This is a genomic window from Sphingobacteriales bacterium (assembly GCA_016711285.1).
Lineage (GTDB): Bacteria > Bacteroidota > Bacteroidia > Chitinophagales > UBA2359 > JADJTG01.
On the sequence record JADJTG010000017.1, the window covers coordinates 218610 to 237308 of the forward strand.

Here is an 18699-nt window from a genome sequence, read left to right on the forward strand (position 1 = left end):
TATCGTCTGTACTATCTATTGTTACCACGGGTAACGCATTTATCATATAAGCCGCAGACTACTGCTGTATCCACCACTGGTAGTCGCATCGGTGTACGTAACAATATTGTTCTATCGTAGGATCCGCCTGCCGTAGCATCTGCTAACAACAACGAACTACCATCTGTCCATCCCCACCTACATAACCTACGGCCAAATGCCGTCAAATCTACTGTCGTAAAATCTGCACATATCGTAAAGTCATCATCGTGAACTACCGGCAATGGATTTATCGTATATGCTACTACTGCCGTATCAGAACAAGTCGTTGTTGCATCGGTGTAGGTATAGGTGAACGGACCTGTGGAAGGATCTGCCGCAGTAGCATCTGCTACCAACGCCGCGCTACCATCTGTCCATACTCCTCCTACATAAGCCGCAGGCTCCAATGCACTCAAATCCACTGCCGTAACATCTGCACATATTGTCTGGTCCGCTATCGTTACCATTGGTAACATATTCACCGTTACACACAAATAATCCGTCAGAAAATCTGTATTGTAACATACTGTCTCTGTTGCTAACTCCGCCGATGTGGGCATCGTAGCTCCTGCCAACAAAGGCATAAAACTCGGGGGAGTTGCAGCATCATACGTCAATGCGTATATATTGTAGGTATTCCCGCCGACTACTGAACTCGTGAAATCGCCACTTGCATTCGTCGTAACCACCACATTTGAACCATCTGTCAATATATAAGTCGTTACTTTATCATCGTCCGGACCATTCGGGTCACTAACGGTTCTTATCAAATCATCGCCATCGCAGATGACTACCGTGTACAGCACAAGCTGTCGCGGATACTGATACGATGGTACTGTCCGAACAACCATTCATTGTTACTGCATATTTCACAGAATAGCTTGTTCCTGCCGTGCCACCACTGATAACACCCGTAATGCCATCAATAGTTGCTCCGTCCGCAGGGGCAGGATCAAAGGAAAATAACCCACCTGCATCTCCGGTAACTGTTGCTGCCAAACTCGCCGCACCTTCGCAAAAACTCATCATTGTGAAACTTGCATCCGGCAACGGAGTAATCGTATATGCCACTACTGCCGTATCAGAACAAGTCGTTGTTGCATCGGTGTAAGTATAGGTGAACGGACCTGTGGAAGGATCTGCCGCAGTAGCATCTGCTACCAACGCCGCACTACCATCTGTCCATACTCCTCCTACATAAGCCGCAGGCTCCAATGCACTCAAATCTACTGCCGTAACATCTGCACATATTGTCTGGTCCGCTATCGTTACCATTGGTAACATATTCACCGTTACACACAAATAATCCGTCAGAAAATCTGTATTGTAACATACTGTCTCTGTTGCTAACTCCGCCGATGTGGGCATCGTAGCTCCTGCCAACAAAGGCATAAAACTCGGTGGAGCCGCAGCATCATACGTCAATGCGTATATATTGTAGGTATTCCCGCCGACTACTGAACCCGTGAAATCGCCACTCGCATTCGTCGTAACCACCACATTTGAACCATCTGTCAATATATAAGTCGTTACTTTATCATCGTCCGGACCATTCGGGTCACTAACGGTTCTTATCAAATCATCGCCATCGCAGATGACTACCGGTGTACAAGCACAAGCTGTCGCTGATACTGATACGATGGTACTGTCCGAACAACCATTCATTGTTACTGCATATTTCACAGAATAGCTTGTCCCTGCCGTGCCACCACTGATAATACCGGTAGTGCCATCAATAGTTGCTCCGTCCGCAGGGGCAAGATCAAAGGAAAATAACCCACCTGCATCTCCGGTAACTGTTGCTGCCAAACTCGCCGCACCTTCGCAAAAACTCATCATTGTGAAACTTGCATCCGGCAACGGAGTAATCGTATATGCCACTACTGCCGTATCAGAACAAGTCGTTGTTGCATCGGTGTAAGTATAGGTGAACGGACCTGTGGAAGGATCTGCCGCAGTAGCATCTGCTACCAACGCCGCACTACCATCTGTCCATACTCCTCCTACATAAGCCGCAGGCTCCAATGCACTCAAATCCACTGTCGTAACATCTGCACATATTGTCTGGTCCGCTATCGTTACCATTGGTAACATATTCACCGTTACACACAAATAATCCGTCAGAAAATCTGTATTGTAACATACTGTCTCTGTTGCTAACTCCGCCGATGTGGGCATTGTAGCTCCTGCCAACAAAGGCATAAAACTCGGTGGAGCCGCAGCATCATACGTCAATGCGTATATATTGTAGGTATTCCCGCCGACTACTGAACTCGTGAAATCGCCACTCGCACTCGTCGTAACCACCACATTTGAACCATCTGTCAATATATAAGTCGTTACTTTATCATCGTCCGGACCATTCGGGTCACTAACGGTTCTTATCAAATCATCGCCATCGCAGATGACTACCGGTGTACAAGCACAAGCTGTCGCTGATACTGATACGATGGTACTGTCCGAACAACCATTCACTGTTACTGCATATTTCACAGAATAGCTTGTCCCTGCCGTGCCACCACTGATAACACCCGTAATGCCATCAATAGTTGCTCCGTCCGCAGGGGCAGGATCAAAGGAAAATATCCCACCTGCATCTCCGGTAATTGTTGCTGCCAAACTCGCCGCACCTTCACAAAAACTCATCATCGTGAAACTCGCATCCGGCAACGGAGTAATCGTATATGACACTACTGCTGTATCAGAACAAGTCGTTGTTACATCGGTGTAGGTATAGGTGAACGGACCTGTGGAAGGATCTGCCGCAGTAGCATCTGCTACCACCGCCGCACTACCATCTGTCCATACTCCTCCTACATAAGCCGCAGGCTCCAATGCACTCAAATCCACTGTCGTAACATCTGCACATATTGTCTGGTCCGCTATCGTTACCATTGGTAACATATTCACCGTTACACACAAATAATCCGTCAGAAAATCTGTATTGTAACATACTGTCTCTGTTGCTAACTCCGCCGATGTGGGCATTGTAGCTCCTGCCAACAAAGGCATAAAACTCGGTGGAGCCGCAGCATCATACGTCAATGCGTATATATTGTAGGTATTCCCGCCGACTACTGAACTCGTGAAATCGCCACTCGCACTCGTCGTAACCACCACATTTGAACCATCTGTCAATATATAAGTCGTTACTTTATCATCGTCCGGACCATTCGGGTCACTAACGGTTCTTATCAAATCATCGCCATCGCAGATGACTACCGGTGTACAAGCACAAGCTGTCGCTGATACTGATACGATGGTACTGTCCGAACAACCATTCACTGTTACTGCATATTTCACAGAATAGCTTGTCCCTGCCGTGCCACCACTGATAACACCCGTAATGCCATCAATAGTTGCTCCGTCCGCAGGGGCAGGATCAAAGGAAAATATCCCACCTGCATCTCCGGTAATTGTTGCTGCCAAACTCGCCGCACCTTCGCAAAAACTCATCATTGTGAAACTTGCATCCGGCAACGGAGTAATCGTATATGCTACTACTGCCGTATCAGAACAAGTCGTTGTTGCATCGGTGTAGGTATAGGTGAACGGACCTGTGGAAGGATCTGCCGCAGTAGCATCTGCTACCAACGCCGCACTGCCATCTGTCCATACTCCTCCTACATAAGCCGCAGGCTCCAATGCACTCAAATCTACTGTCGTAACATCTGCACATATTGTCTGGTCCGCTATCGTTACCATTGGTAAGGCATTTACTGTAACGCAACGATAGCTGGAGAGCATATCAGCATTAAAACAAACACCTGCATTTGCCTCAGCAGTCATCATATCCACCGTAGGCATTGTTGCTCCGGGTAAAAATGAAGGAGGATTCGCAGGGTCATAAGTAATAGCATAAAACTCATAATCCCCTGCTCCATTGGTAGTAATATCAGCCGTAAAATCTCCCGTAGTATTCGTTGCTACAACCGCCCCTGCTGAAACCAACACATACATGGTTGTTTTATCATTATCCGGTCCATCGGGGTCACTTACAGTATGAACTACCGCATCTCCTATACAAACTTCAACAGGAACACAAGCTATGCTTTGCAAAATATTATAACAGAGATAATCTGTCTGAAAGTCTGTATTAAAACAACCCGAAGGCATCTGTGCAGCAATATCATTAATATTCATTAAAGAAGATGGCACAAATGTCGGTTCAAGAGCAGTGTCATAACTTAAAGCATGTACTCTGTATTCTGCACCGACACTAAGACCAGCTGATGAAAAATAATAAATTCCATCGCTAACTTGATCATCGGATACCTGCACTACTGTACCATCTGTCAAAGTTAAATAAAAATACAAGGCATACCCAGACGTATTGGTATAATTGACAGTTTGTACCCTAATATAGTCCCTATCTAAATATACATCAGTACACTGCGCCCAAATACGGCTGTTATTCCCCACCATACATATCAGCAACATCAACAAATAGAATATTTGCCTCGGCGATATAGACGGAATAGGAAATCCCCTTGCTTTTTTGGTTTTATTATAAAAAATATAATTCATTCGGTTTTAAAATTATTATGTTAATAATATATAAAATTCGGCAATCAAGATTCATCATTGATGATAAAAAAACACAAGATATTTACTTTTTATATGAAAGTAAATACGCCGAAAATTATAAAAATACCTTTATGAAACCATAACAAAGTCCTTTATTTGTGAAAACAAAATAAAGGACTTTGTCGTAAAGCTATTAAGGGGTAGTCCAGTCTCCGTTGTCCGCGTTGCAAGCAGGCGGAGGACAAGCTGTAATAGTAACATTCTCGGTAGAAGTTGCTTCGCAACCGGGATATACTACTGTAGTTCCATTATCAGGAGAAACATTTCCATTATCGGCTCCTGTATAAGTAAGATTAATGGTTGCTGTACCTACTGCCAAGCCGGAAGGATTGAAATTAGTACCGCTTACGCCGGTTCCGCCCCAAACAGAAGCACCGATTCCGCCACCATCAACAATAACTGCAGACAATGCCACATCAGCTTGTGCGGCACAATTATCAAAAGGACCCAAAGCAGCTATATTGGCAGATGGATAACCGCAACGGTTGCCCTCTGTTCCTACTGCTTGTTGAGTACCTGTAGCCGGATTATCATCATTATCCTGATCCCAAGATACTTCTATTGTGTATCCTGTACCATCATAATGCGTAAATGTAATAGAGTATGTGCCATCGCCATTATCTGTTAATAAATCATTAACTGCAATACCTGTTGGTGCTGTAGCTCCTGTATGTGCACTGATAGCACTTACATAAAGACTCAAACCAGCACCTGCTGCGCCTGCACCGGTGTTCACAGTTACTGTTTCTGCAAATGAACCTACACCATTCAAAGCCGCATTATCGGCAGGTTGGTCATTATTGCAAGAGCAAGGGTCGGTAATAGTAAATGTAAAGCTAGGCGCAGGGCAAGTACCCGGAACAGTAGCTAAGCTAGAAGCCGGACTTGCCGTAGAACCGTCTAATCCGCACAAACAACGTGTGTAAACCGTCTGAGCAGGACCGTCTTGATCGTAAGTAGGCAAAACCGCAGACCAATCAGTTCCATTGTTGGTCAAAGAGTATTGAATGGAAGAACCACTTGGACAAGCAGCGGCAGGTGCATTGATAGAGCCACCGGAAGGAGTACCTCCTACGGTAGAGCAGCTGCTATTCGTAATTTGCACCATCGGTGCTGCCATAGACAAATCAGGACAAGCCGGACAAGCTGCTACTGTTACGTCCACCATATCCGTTGCATCGGGGCAAGGAGCCGTACCTGCTACCGTCCAAGTCAGTGTAACGGTACTTCCGGCTTCGCCGGTAGTTGGCGTATATGTTGCATTAGGGTCTGTGGTGCTGCTAAAGGCTCCGGCTCCACCGCTCCAAGTACCTGTACCCATAGCTGCCAAAGCAATAGGGTCTGTACAAGTTGTACTTACATTTGTTCCCGCATCAGCTGTTGCAGGGGCTACATTCGGGCAAGATGAAGAACCACTATAAGGCTCATCTACATAACAAGTGGCAACACCACCTAAGGCAGTAGCAATTTGTGCTGCCGTAAATGTTCCACTTGAGTTTTCAGTTGTATTTCCTGTAGCACAAACTGCTGTAGCTGCTGTACCAAAAGGAGCATCTGCTATACATTCGGTTGTTCCATCTGCTGCCAAAAGTTTCACGGTTGGTTGTCCGCAAGCTGTATTATTGGTTACGGAAGCGGTAGGTTGGGCAGGATAGATGGTTACATCATAACGATATACACTACAAGTATAGTCTCCAAAGGTATCTCCGTTAGCATCCGTATCATAATCAAAAACAAAAGCAAAATAAGATGCTATAAAAGGTGCGCAAGTATTGTTAGTCCAGCCCAAATCTTGTTGATTAACACACAAGCCGTCACTAACAATAGGAGTTAAATCTCCGTCATTAAACGGATCAGGGTAGGTAGCACCGAACGGCAAAGGTGTGCTTTCATAGCCTGCCGGTGCTTGGGTTGTAGTACCATCATAATAATAATAAATATCAATAAATGTACCAGTGTTGCCCGAACCTGTAAATCCGGTACAACCAGCACCTACCGTAAAGTCAATAGCCTCACCACTGCATACTGCCATAGGAGTTGAGTAGTCTATAACAGGACAACCTGCACAAGCTACATTTAAAGCAAAATCTTGCGTACAACCATCACTATCCGTAACTGTAATAGTGTAACTTCCATTTGCTAAATTAGTAAATGTAGCACTTGCGCCACTTGCAACACTTTGCCCACTCTCGGTATTAGGATCAGGCAAAATATCAACAGTATAATTTCCAGCTACTGGTGTTCCATCATCTTGAGATCCACCGTCTGGTGTAAATACAATCTCGTCTGCCCCACAGTCATAAGAACCACTTGCCGTGATTTCGGGGCGAAAATCTATTCGTAATGGTGTGCCTGTACAGATATTAGCAGGATCTCCATCTACCAAAACAGGGCTTACACTAGCATCTATAACTGTCATAGGCACTAAGGTTATAAACTCGCATCCTGTACCTTCCCCATCAACTCCAGTGGCTAAACCCGGATTATATGGATAACTTTGACCTACCAAAAATCCGGTATAATTAATATTTGAAGTAGGGTCTCCGGGCGTAGTGTCATCTGCCGGATTATAAACTCCACAAATTTCAGCAAACATTACTGCTGCATTTGCCGTTGCATTTGGTCCGGCATCAAAACCAGTATCATCATAATTCAAATCTGTTCCAATGGGTCCGGGGGTTTCTCCATAGCAATAAGCTACATCATTTCCGGTATCTGCGCCTATATCACATGGCAGAAGAATGGAGCAATCTGTAGAACCTGTGCTTCCTGCTGTGGTTGCCATAGTGATGTTCGTGGGACTATTGCTAAAATTGGTCACTAAAATTGCATATACCTCTCCTGCAATTACAGTACCCAAATCAATGACACCACTACTCGCTGTTAAAAAATTGCAGTCAATGGGGGCATCAAAAGGAGTGCCGCCTGTACCGCAGTTAGTTGTTAAATCACTAACATCTGAGAAAGGACCCCAAGCAGCCCAATCCACGTCCAAACTGGCGGAGTTAGAAATATCAAAGGAAAGCGTACCACTGGTGCCTATTTCTAAGTAATACCAAGCTGGATTGGGAGTGGATAAAAGACAATCGTATCCTATACTAGGGTTGGTGGTTTGGGCAGCAACTTGATTTACACCTGCCGGAAAGGTAAGGGGGGTATCGGTACATACCGGAGTTACTGAATCTACATCAGTACAATCGGCGGGGGGAGGGGGAACTTTAAAACAAAGCGTATAATTAGTAGTTACACCACTACCCCAAGTATAAAAACGAAGATAGTAGGTAGCTCCTACTGTCAAACCAGTGGCAGTTACTCCGGAATTAGTATCGCTACAAATAACAGTAGTTGTACCGCCACAAGCTGCGCTAAATACTTGATAGTAAACATCTGTGCTACCAGAAACATTTGTTCCTATTATTTGAACAGAAGTACTGGGGGCTACAAACGAAAACCAAATATCGTCGTCAGGGGTTCCTGAATTGGAAGTACAAGCCCCTGATGGAGTTACGCCGGAATTTGTGGCTCCTGCGGTATTCGCTGTTACCGTTGATGTACAAGAATCATCTGTATTTACAGTAGCCGATATAGCTCCGCTACAATTGTCATTAGCGGGTGGAGGGGGAGGACTTGTTACGCAAATGGTAAATTCGCCGCCGCCTGTAGAATAATCATATACCTGAATTACATAGGTGTTGCCCACAGTTAAACCTGTTGCAGATAAAGTTTCAATACCATCACTTACTGTATTGTCTATGCATGAGCCTATCTGCCCCGTACCGCAACCCGTGAACAGCCCCACGACACCATCAAAGTTACTTGCCCCATCAACAGTAATTGTGGCGGAAGTTGCTGTAGCTACAAAACGATACCAACCATCATCATCTTCGGTTCCATTCACACAAGTGGTTGTTCCGCTATCCGTAAAGCCAGTACTGGTGCTTCCGCTTGTAGTTACACAGGAAGTACTCTGGATTAACTCTGGAAGACTTGCTATGACGGAACAAACATCTGATTGACTGTAAGCGACATTTGAAGCTATTAGTATTAAAAATATTGTATAAAGTATATTTTTCATTGTTTTTTATTTTTTGGGTAGATAATTATTTTAATCCGCGTATAGTTTTAAAAGATGTAATTGCTTTTTGTTTTTCTTCGTTGCTTAATTGAGCAAGTTTGGTTGTTTCGCGATAGCTCAGATACTCTCTGTACACATCTGGATTTTTTTGCTTCAAATCTTCCATAAAAACTTTTTCCCCGGCATACAATTCTTCAAAAGGCTTGTTTTGAGCAACTGCTTTGGCAGAAGGAGTTGTTGCTCTTAACGCCCCTACTTTGGTTCCTTTAGGTGTATCGGTCGTATTCTCTTTAATCTTCGACACTGCTACAACTGAATTATTATTCTGACTAACATTATCAGATGAGCTACTTGCAACTCTTTTTTTCACAAGTACATCTTTTGCAGGAGATACTCTCTGTGCCTGCGCACTCACATCATTACTGCTCAAGGCAAGCACTAGGCCGCCGAGCATAAGAGATAGCATTAATTTTTTCATTTGTTTTGAAAAATTTAATTGGTTAAAAAATAGGATTTGGTCAAAAATTTGGTTATTTAAATTAAAATATATAATATTTTTACTTTTCAGACAAATATAGTATATTCTTTTGTAAGATTAATAACGTAGTAAGATTTTTTTTTTAATAAAAAACCTTATTACGTTCATTATCAATATATTATGTTTATTTGTTTTTTTAATTACCCAATACTCTATCAGTGCATAGCCTTGAAAAAATCGGGTATATAGTTGTTGGCAGTATTTTATATTATTATCAATTTTAAAAGTATTGTCAAAAAATAGCAATCAGGGATTATTTATAAAATTAGCGAAGAAAAGAGCGTTTTCGTTTCCAGCTTCCTTGTTTTTCTTGTACAAAAGATGTTGTTTTTTGTTGGTTATTGATTTGCTGTTTTTCCCAAGCATATATTGCTATTTGTGCTGCTATTTGCAGGGCTGTTGTGTCGTTTTCAGAATTTTGTAATTTTTCGGCAGTAAAATGTTTTTGTATAAAATGTGTATCTATATCGGCACTTATAAATTCGGGCTGCTCCAAGAGCCATTTTCCAAAGGATAAAGTAGTAGTGATGCCTGTAATCTGGTATTCGTCAATGGCTCGTTTCATTTTGGCAATGGCGGCGGTACGGTCTTCGGCATGCACGATGAGTTTGGCTATCATCGGGTCGTAATAAATAGGGATATCCATACCTTGTACAAAGCCATCATCAACACGCACGCCCGCGCCTTCGGGCTTTATATAAGTTTGCAAAGTGCCGATATCGGGCAAAAAGTTGTTGGCGGGGTCTTCGGCATATACACGAAGCTCCAAAGCGTGTCCGCGCATTTGTAAATCCTCCTGTCGGAAACGCAATTTTTCGCCGCGTGCTACCCGTACCTGCTCTTTTACCAAATCAATACCTGTAATCATCTCGGTAACGGGGTGCTCTACTTGCAGACGTGTATTCATTTCCAAAAAATAGAAATTCAAGTCTTCATCTACAATAAACTCCACTGTACCGGCTCCTGCGTAATTACAAGCTTGAGCAATACGCACCGCACACTCGCCCATTGCTTGGCGCATTTGCGGCGACACCACCGCCGAAGGTGCTTCTTCCAATACTTTTTGGTGACGACGTTGTATGGAACATTCGCGCTCAAACAAATAAAGCGTATTACCGTGTTGGTCGGCGAGAATTTGTATTTCTATATGACGGGGGGCGGTGACATATTTTTCTATAAAAACTGCGCCATCGCCAAAAGCGGATTGTGCCTCGTTGATGGCAAGTTTCATTTGCTCCTCCAATTCGCTGCCTTGCCGCACAATGCGCATACCTTTGCCGCCGCCGCCGGCTGCTGCTTTTATCAACAAGGGAAAACCGATTTGCTGTGCCAAGCGCAAGGCTTCGGCAACATCGCTGACAGCACCTTCAGTGCCGGGTACCAAGGGCACTTGGTATTGTGCCGCCGCCGCCTTTGCAGTGAGTTTATTACCCATCATATCTATGGCTTCGGGCGAAGGACCTATAAATATAAGTCCGGCGGCTTGAACATCGCGGGCGAACTGGGCATTTTCGCTCAAAAAACCAAACCCCGGATGTATGCCTTCGGCTCCGCTTTTCAGTGCAACTTCAATAATACGCTCACCTCTTCAATAGGATTGACACGAAGGCGGCGCACCGATACAATAGGCTTCATCGGCATATAATACATGGGGCGAAGTACGGTCGGCTTCGGAATATACCGCCACTGTCGTGATGTTCATTTCACGCAAAGAACGCATAATCCGCAAAGCAATTTCGCCCCGATTGGCTACCAATATCTTTTTCATAAAAAAACAAATACCTACTATATTTTGTCAAATATAATTGCTTATTCTTAATAAAAGAATACTAGGGCATAAAAATATTTTTTTAAAAAAAATACAGCATAAAAAGTTATTGATTATCAATTTTTTATAAATTCCTTATTGATGTTTTGATTTTTAAATTTCACCTCTTTTTTTTATTTTAGATGTGCACCTGCCCTAAAACAAGTCAGTGCAGCATTTCAATAAGGGGGCGGTTGCTGCGGTCTTTTAATGTAGATGCTACTCTTTTTGCCTCCCATTCATTGCTGTCGGCGGCATAGAGCAACGCCGTAATTTGTGCCGGACTTGCTTTTTTATCCAACCACAGAGGCAACATTTTGGGCTCAATAACAAGCGGAGAACGATGATGCGGCAGACTTTGCAATAAAGCGGTGGCGGGCGTGGTAATGATAGAAAAAGCCCGTAGCAGTTCGCCCGTAGTGGCATCTGCCCACTCCTCCCAAATAATGCCCAGCAAAAGAGGGTTCTTATCCTGTCGGCGCACAACAAAAGGTTCATTGAGTCGCTCTTTTACAGTTCCTTCCACAAAATAATCAACGGGCAACACAGCGCGGCGATATTGCACCGCTCCACGAAAAGAAGGCATTTCGTAGATACCGGCTTTGGCAGCATGCCTATAATGAGTATCGTTGGTTTCGTTGAGTTTGCCTTCGCTGCGGGCATTGAACAAATACATCTTCTTCTTCGCCCACGAAGGTGTTAATCCAAAAAGTTGCGCCTCGTATTGTGTCGGCGTATCGGCGGTTATTACTAGAGCATACATCCCCGTCCAAATGTTGTGCGCCGGCGGCACTTTTCCGGCAATAATGGGCGAATCCAATAATATAGGCAAATGATGCACATAATCGGTTGCCGAAAAATCAAGGCGTGTTTGTCCGAATACTCCACACATAATTTTACAGTAGTTGGTTTTCGGTAATTTTGTGTGTAAAAATAGCTTTTTATTATTGCGCCAAATATTATTCCCTTTTGATTAACAAAATTGTACAATTTATTAGCTATAAAATATTGATTTTTAATTGTTTGTAATAAAAAACAACACAAAAGTATCGCCATAAAAGAAATAAAATGGCAAACCGATTTATTTGTGGCAACATTTCAGTATTAAAATTGATGTTGATTTTTTGGCATTATTTTGTTTTAAAATCTTAAAAAAACAGTTTTATCAGTGTTTAGCACAATAATTACTACCTTTGTCGCTTCATTTCTTTACAGAAAATAAATTAATCGCGTAACCATTTCTATTGATAATTACATTCAGCATTTGTGAATGTTTAAGTTTTTTCTGAATAAAAAAATATGAAATTTGCCACCAAAGCCATTCATGCGGGCATTGCACCCGACCCTTCCACCGGAGCTATCATGACTCCCATTTTTCAAACCTCCACCTATGTGCAGGAAAGCCCCGGCGTGCATCAGGGCTACGAATACGGGCGTACTCAAAATCCCACCCGCAACGTATTGCAAGAAAATCTCGCCGCACTCGAACACGCCCGCTTCGGTTTGTGTTTCAGCACCGGAATGGGAGCTATTGATGCTATTGCCAAACTCCTGCAACCCGGCGATGAGGTAATTTCTACCAACGACCTTTACGGCGGCACTTACAGGATTTTTACAAAAGTATTCCAAAAATACGGCATCAAATTTCGTTTTGTAGATATGCGCGACAGCGATAATGTAGCGAAATTTTTAAGCCCGCAAACACGCCTCATCTGGATAGAAACACCTACCAATCCAATGCTTAATATCGTTGATATTGAAGCAATTGCAACATTAGCTCATCATTTTTCTCCCGCAATAAAAGTAGTAGTGGACAATACCTTTGCCACGCCTTATTTGCAAAGTCCGATGTTGCTCGGTGCGGACATCGTTACGCACTCCGCCACCAAATATTTGGGCGGGCACAGCGATTCGGTATTGGGTGCGATTGTGTGCAATGACGATACAATACACAATGACCTGAAATTTATCCAGAATGCCTGTGGTGCTACACCGGGTCCTTTTGATTCCTTTTTGATTTTGCGCGGCATCAAAACCCTTCATTTGCGTATGAACGCCCACTGCGCCAATGCTAAAAAAGTAGCCGCTTTTCTCGCTCAACATTCCAAAGTGGCAAGCGTGAATTATCCGGGTTTTGAACAGCACCCCAACCACCATATTGCCGCCAAACAAATGCGCGATTTCGGAGGTATGGTATCGTTTGCACTAAAAAAAGATACCATGGAAAGTGCTACCGCCGTATTGAGCGGCACACACCTGTTTTCTTTGGCGGAGTCGCTCGGCGGCGTAGAATCTTTAATTGGGCATCCTGCCACCATGACACACGCCTCCATTCCTTTGGAAGAAAGGCTCAAAACCGGTGTAAGTGACTCGCTTATCCGCCTAAGTGTGGGCATTGAAGATATTGATGATTTAATAGAAGATTTACAACAAGCATTGGATAAAGTTTAACATTTTTTTAATATTGCCGCAATCAATGTTTAAAATATAAAATATTATTATTTTTTAATTGATAATCACATACTTATCAATTAAATATTTTATTGTTTGTTGTTTTTTTTATAAAAAATAAGGCGGCAATATTTTTGCTTTTTTTAATGATTAAATGCAGCGCATGTTTACCGGAATTATTGAAAGTTTAGCAGAAGTCGTACAAATTCGGCACGAGGGCAGCAATGTGCATTTCACCCTGACTTCGCCGCTTTCGGCGGGTTTAAAAATAGACCAGAGCCTTGCACACGATGGGGTATGTTTGACGGTGGTGGCACTCGGTGAGCAAAGCCATACCGTAACCGCCGTGTATGAAACGCTGCAAAAAACAAATTTAGGCTCGTGGCATATAGGTAAAAAAGTTAATTTGGAGCGTGCCCTCCGCACCGATGCCCGCTTAGATGGTCATTTTGTGCAAGGGCATGTAGATGGTGTGGGGCGTTGCGAAGCGGTAGAGCCGCAAAATGGCAGTTGGTATTATCGCTTTTCCTTTACGCCTTCTCCACAGGCTTTGGTGGTACAAAAAGGCTCTATTTGCGTCAATGGAGTAAGTCTAACGGTGGTAGATGCTTCGGAATCCGGTTTTTCGGTGGCAATTATTCCCTACACTTACGAACACACCAACTTCAAAAACATTCAAACAGGAAATAGCGTCAATATAGAATTTGACATCATCGGCAAGTATATTGCGGCACTGCACCAAAGGCAACGACACACTTAAATATTTTAGTAGCGAATAGTAATATTTTTGGCTTCGGTAAAAAAGCGAAGTGCTTCAAAACCGCCCTCGCGCCCTACACCTGAATGTTTTACACCGCCAAAAGGTGTGCGTAAGTCGCGGTGCATCCAGCAATTTACCCACACGATACCACTTTGCAGGGTTTCTGCCAAGCGATGCGCCCGCTCCAAATTTTGAGTCCATACGGTAGCTGCCAACCCGTAGTCGCTGCTGTTTGCCCACATCAGGGCTTCGGACTCGGTATCAAAAGGCTGCAAAGTGACCACCGGACCGAAAATTTCTTCCTGATTTACACGACATTGCGTAGTAAGACCTTCTATAACGGTGGGTTGTATAAAAAATCCATTCTGACAAGGTGCTTCCACTGTTGCTGTTGTGCCCCCACACAGCACTTGCCCACCCTCTTGCTGCGCCAAAGCGATATACGATAAAATTTTATCGCGATGGGCTTCGCTTACCACTGCTCCTATCTGAGTATCGGGCAAAGCAGGATTACCTGTGCGCAATTTTTTTACTTTTTCTATAAAAGCCGTTTTAAAAGGCTCGTAAATGCTTCGCTCTACATATATACGCGAATTGCACAGACAAATCTGCCCCTGATTGGAGAAAGCAGAGCGCGTGATTTCGGAAACAGTAGCGTCAAAATCGCAATCAGCAAATACCAAAGCCGGATTTTTGCCTCCTAATTCCAAAGAGATTTTCTTAAATAAAGGTGCGGCAGTTTGGGCTATTTTGCGACCGGTGGCAGTGCCGCCCGTAAATGAAATAGCTTTGATACCGCGATGCTCCACAATTGCCTGCCCCGCCCGCGCACCACTGCCATGCACAATATTCAACACGCCCTTCGGAAAAGCCACTTCTTCGCACAATTTGGAAAGCAAATAGGCGGTAACGGGCGTAATTTCGGAAGGTTTGGCAACTACACAATTACCGGCTGCCAAAGCAGGGGCAATTTTCCATGTAAACAAATACAAAGGCAAATTCCAGGGCGAAATACAGCCGACTACACCAATAGGCTGGCGCAATGTGTAGTTGAGGAAATGCGGTTGGTGGTGCGTTTCGGTGGAAAACTGAGTGACGGCTTGCGCAAAAAAACGAAAATTGGCGGCAGCACGCGGAATATCTACGCTGCGTGCCACCGAAATGGGTTTGCCATTGTCGGCACTTTCGGCGGCGGCTAAATGCTCCAAATGATGTTCGATGGCGGCGGCGAGTTGGAGCAGGTGTTTGGCTCTCATATCGGGGGGCATCGCACTCCACTGCGGAAAAGCCGCCTGCGCTGCTGCCACTGCCTGCTCTATGTCGGCAGCATCAGAATCGGGGATATTGCCACTCACCTCCCCTGTAGCCGGATTGATATTATCAAAATATTGTTGCTGTTGAGGTGGTAGCCACGCGCCATTGATATAATTGTGAAGTGTGAGCATAATAAAAAAAAATAGTATGCAAAAATACGGTTTTTATGTTTTTTATACACCAAATAAATTAAATACTATTAACAAAGTATATTATACTGGCTATTATTTAATTATGTATTTTTTATTAACATTCTGCAAAAGCATTATTTTTCATATTCGTCATTTATAAGTATTTTGTACTTTTACACTCAAAATTTTCATTTATTATGAAACGTAGCTTTTACTTCTTCTTTTTTCTTTTGCTGATGCTTTGTGTACCTGCCATTGCGCAAACTACACGCATACAGGGTATTATCAGCGATGCTGCCACCGGCGAAGCTCTTTTGGGTGCTTATGTGCGCTCCGGTAGTACAGGTGCAGTAGCCAACATGGACGGTGCTTATAGCTTAGAACTCAAAAACGGCACGTATGAATTAACTTTTTCATTTGTGGGTTATGATAATGTGGTGCAAAGTGTAACGCTCACCGGCGGAACCTATCCATTAGATATACAAATGAACAGCAGCCAGCAACTCAAAGAGGTAATGGTGGTGGCGGATATTGCACAAACCCGCAAAACGCCTGTGGCTTTTTCCAACATTTCCAACATCAAATTACAGGAAGAGCTGGCTTTGCAGGATTTGCCGATGGTACTCAACAGCACACCGGGTACTTATGCCACACAACAGGGCGGCGGTGACGGCGATGCGCGTGTTACCATCAGGGGATTTAATCAGCGCAATGTGGCGGTGATGTTAGATGGTGTGCCGGTGAACGATATGGAAAACGGCTGGGTGTATTGGAGCAACTGGTTTGGTTTGGATTTGGTGACAAAAACCATGCAAGTGCAGCGCGGTTTGGGGGCTTCTAAATTGGCGACACCTTCCGTAGGCGGCACTATCAATATTCTTACGCGCGGTATGGAGTCAAAACGCAGCATCAGTGCTTCGCAGGAGATAGGGGCAGGTATGGCGCGTACCACACTCGGCATTACTTCGGGACGCTTGAAAGGCGACTGGGGTATTTCCACGGCTTTTTCGTATAAAAAAGGAGACGGCTGGGTAACCGGCAATTTTACGGAGGGTTTCTTTTATTATCTGCGTTTGGATAAAGAATTTGGCAAACACCTGATTGTTTTGTCAGGATTTGGTGCACCGCAACGGCACGGACAACGGGCTTTTAGTACACCTATTGAAATCATTGACCGCCAGTACGCTTTGGATCAGGGTATTGCCGACACTTCTTTTTATAGTAAGTTCCCCTATTCTTATGGGTTAAAATATAACCAACACGTCGGCTTGCTTAACGGCGAAGAATATAATACAGCTCGTAATTATTACCACAAACCCCAAATCAGTTTGCGGCACTCATGGCAAGCCAACGAGCGCGTTTTTTGGTCAAATGTAGCTTACCTGTCATTAGGTGACGGCGGCGGAACGGCACTGATGGGAACATCAGCAAGCATAGACACCACCAATGGTTTGTTGAATTTACAAAAGTTATACGATGACAATCAAAGTACAAGTTTATTTAAACCCGACAAACGCAGTGAAAGCATTATCCGTTCCAGTAAAAACAATCACTTTTGGTATGGCTTGCTCTCTACTGCCGAATACATCATCAACGATAAATTTACACTTTCGGGCGGTTTGGATATGCGCTATTATCGCGGCGACCACTACCGTGAAGTATATGATTTACTCGGTGGCGATTATTACCGCAGTATTGGCAATTTTATGATAGATGCCGACAGCTCACGCTTGGGTGTAGGCGACCGCTTCGGCTACGATTATTCGGGATTTGTGCGCTGGGGTGGTGTATTTGGTATGTTAGAATATGACTATCGCCGTTGGTCGGCTTTTGTTAATGTTTCTGCTGCTACTACGGGCTACCGCATCGAAGACTACATGAAACCCAAAGTAGTAGCATTGGCAGATACTTCTTTTTATGTATCTTACTACAATCCCGTAGATTATAACGGCACTACTTATACCATTGATTCTCCACAAGCCGATTTTCAACAATTTGATTGGCAGAATTTTACAGGATTTACCTTTAAAACCGGATTTTCTTATAAAATCAATGATAAACACTCAGTTTTTGTCAATGGAGGTCATTTATCCAAAGCACCGCGTTTTGACAATGTATTCAATTCCAATCGCAATGCCAACACTAACGGTTCTTTAAAAGAAGATGTAAATACTTCTGTTGTAAAAATGAACATAGTAGAAGATGCAAAAAATGAAGTAGTAAATGCCATAGAAGCAGGATATAGTTTTAACACTGTATTATTTTCTGCAAATGTCAATACTTATTATACACAGTGGGAAAATAAACCTTTAGACTCTCCCGTATATGTGCTTACCGACCCCACCGACCTCAACTCCGACCGCGAACAAGTAAATGTAAACGGAGTAGGTGCTTTGCACAAAGGGATAGAAATGGATTTTGTCTGGAAAACAACTCGCTGGTTAGACATAGAAGGTCTGATGTCGTTGGGCGATTGGCAATGGAATTCTTCTACCTCCTTCTTTGACCCTTTTGAACAAAAAACGGTTTATATTGACCCTACCGGTATTAAAGTAGGCGATGCCGCACAAACACAATTTGGTTTGATGGCACGTGTAGAGCCTGTGAAAGATATTTATTTTAAAATACGCGGCACTTATTTTGCCAATCAATATGCCAACTTCAACCCCGATAATATGAGAGACTCCGCAACCAAAGCCCAATCGTGGGAAATGCCTGCTTATACGTTGCTGGACTTTTATAGCGGATATAATTTTAAAATCAAGCAAATACGCTGTGGATTACAGTTTAACATTTTAAATGCTTTAGATGCTTATTATTTGAGTGATGCTGTCAATAATGGCACTAGTTCAGGATTTGACGGCACTAACACCTATCAGGTATTGAATAGTGCCGAATCAGCAACAGTTTTCTTTGGTATGGGTCGCCGCTATAACCTTTCTTTTAAGATTTCTCTATAAAAAAAGCTAATCCTGCTTTTTCTTTTATACAATAAAAAACGCTTTCAGCTTTCGT

9 protein-coding genes and 1 pseudogene are annotated in these 18699 nt (G+C 43.5%); 3 read left to right on the forward strand and 7 right to left on the reverse strand.

Annotation, left to right across the window (positions count from 1 at the left end; genetic code table 11):
• Positions 1–11 precede the first annotated feature (11 nt).
• From IPL35_16955 to IPL35_16980, 6 genes and pseudogenes are all read right to left on the reverse strand, one after another.
• Positions 12–827 (reverse strand): hypothetical protein, encoded by an 816-nt coding sequence (locus tag IPL35_16955; protein ID MBK8444980.1) that lies wholly within the window; start codon positions 825–827, stop codon positions 12–14.
• A complete protein-coding gene (locus IPL35_16960; GenBank protein MBK8444981.1) occupies positions 793–4548 on the reverse strand; it encodes a hypothetical protein in 3756 nt (1251 codons plus the stop codon). Before IPL35_16960 ends, IPL35_16955 begins: the two co-directional genes overlap by 35 nt.
• A 193-nt stretch (positions 4549–4741) precedes the next feature.
• The gene (locus tag IPL35_16965; protein ID MBK8444982.1) at positions 4742–8683 is read right to left on the reverse strand and encodes a hypothetical protein; all 3942 of its coding nucleotides are present in this window, start codon (positions 8681–8683) and stop codon (positions 4742–4744) included.
• A 25-nt stretch (positions 8684–8708) separates the two neighbouring features.
• Complete coding sequence (locus IPL35_16970) at positions 8709–9161, reverse strand: hypothetical protein (GenBank protein ID MBK8444983.1); 453 nt, start codon at positions 9159–9161, stop codon at positions 8709–8711.
• A gap of 325 nt (positions 9162–9486) precedes the next feature.
• A pseudogene (accC, locus tag IPL35_16975) lies at positions 9487–10989 on the reverse strand (acetyl-CoA carboxylase biotin carboxylase subunit).
• Positions 10990–11194: 205 nt separating this feature from the next.
• On the reverse strand, positions 11195–11920 hold the full coding sequence (locus IPL35_16980) for an SOS response-associated peptidase family protein (GenBank protein MBK8444984.1): 726 nt from the start codon (positions 11918–11920) through the stop codon (positions 11195–11197).
• A 407-nt stretch (positions 11921–12327) separates the two neighbouring features.
• Between IPL35_16980 and IPL35_16985 the strand changes: the two genes are divergently transcribed.
• Complete coding sequence (locus tag IPL35_16985; protein ID MBK8444985.1) at positions 12328–13479, forward strand: cystathionine gamma-synthase; 1152 nt, start codon at positions 12328–12330, stop codon at positions 13477–13479.
• A 163-nt stretch (positions 13480–13642) separates the two neighbouring features.
• Positions 13643–14239 carry a riboflavin synthase gene (locus IPL35_16990; protein ID MBK8444986.1) on the forward strand — a complete coding sequence of 199 codons (597 nt, stop codon included), beginning with the start codon at positions 13643–13645 and terminating at the stop codon, positions 14237–14239.
• 5 nt (positions 14240–14244) lie between these two features.
• On the opposite strand, the gene IPL35_16995 is transcribed toward IPL35_16990, so the two are convergent.
• The gene (locus IPL35_16995; GenBank protein MBK8444987.1) at positions 14245–15684 is read right to left on the reverse strand and encodes an aldehyde dehydrogenase; all 1440 of its coding nucleotides are present in this window, start codon (positions 15682–15684) and stop codon (positions 14245–14247) included.
• Between the two features lie 197 nt (positions 15685–15881).
• Between IPL35_16995 and IPL35_17000 the strand changes: the two genes are divergently transcribed.
• Positions 15882–18644: a TonB-dependent receptor gene (locus IPL35_17000; protein MBK8444988.1), complete on the forward strand. Its 2763-nt coding sequence runs from the start codon at positions 15882–15884 to the stop codon at positions 18642–18644.
• The last annotated feature ends 55 nt before the right edge of the window (positions 18645–18699 follow it).

Coding starts and splice junctions, on each gene's coding strand:
- IPL35_16965 (MBK8444982.1), bottom strand. CDS start 8,683: ATGAAAAATATACTTTATACAATATTTTTAATACTAATAGCTTCAAAT.
- IPL35_16985 (MBK8444985.1), top strand. CDS start 12,328: ATGAAATTTGCCACCAAAGCCATTCATGCGGGCATTGCACCCGACCCT.
- IPL35_16960 (MBK8444981.1), bottom strand. CDS start 4,548: ATGAATTATATTTTTTATAATAAAACCAAAAAAGCAAGGGGATTTCCT.
- IPL35_16970 (MBK8444983.1), bottom strand. CDS start 9,161: ATGAAAAAATTAATGCTATCTCTTATGCTCGGCGGCCTAGTGCTTGCC.
- IPL35_17000 (MBK8444988.1), top strand. CDS start 15,882: ATGAAACGTAGCTTTTACTTCTTCTTTTTTCTTTTGCTGATGCTTTGT.
- IPL35_16980 (MBK8444984.1), bottom strand. CDS start 11,920: ATGTGTGGAGTATTCGGACAAACACGCCTTGATTTTTCGGCAACCGAT.
- IPL35_16995 (MBK8444987.1), bottom strand. CDS start 15,684: ATGCTCACACTTCACAATTATATCAATGGCGCGTGGCTACCACCTCAA.
- IPL35_16990 (MBK8444986.1), top strand. CDS start 13,643: ATGTTTACCGGAATTATTGAAAGTTTAGCAGAAGTCGTACAAATTCGG.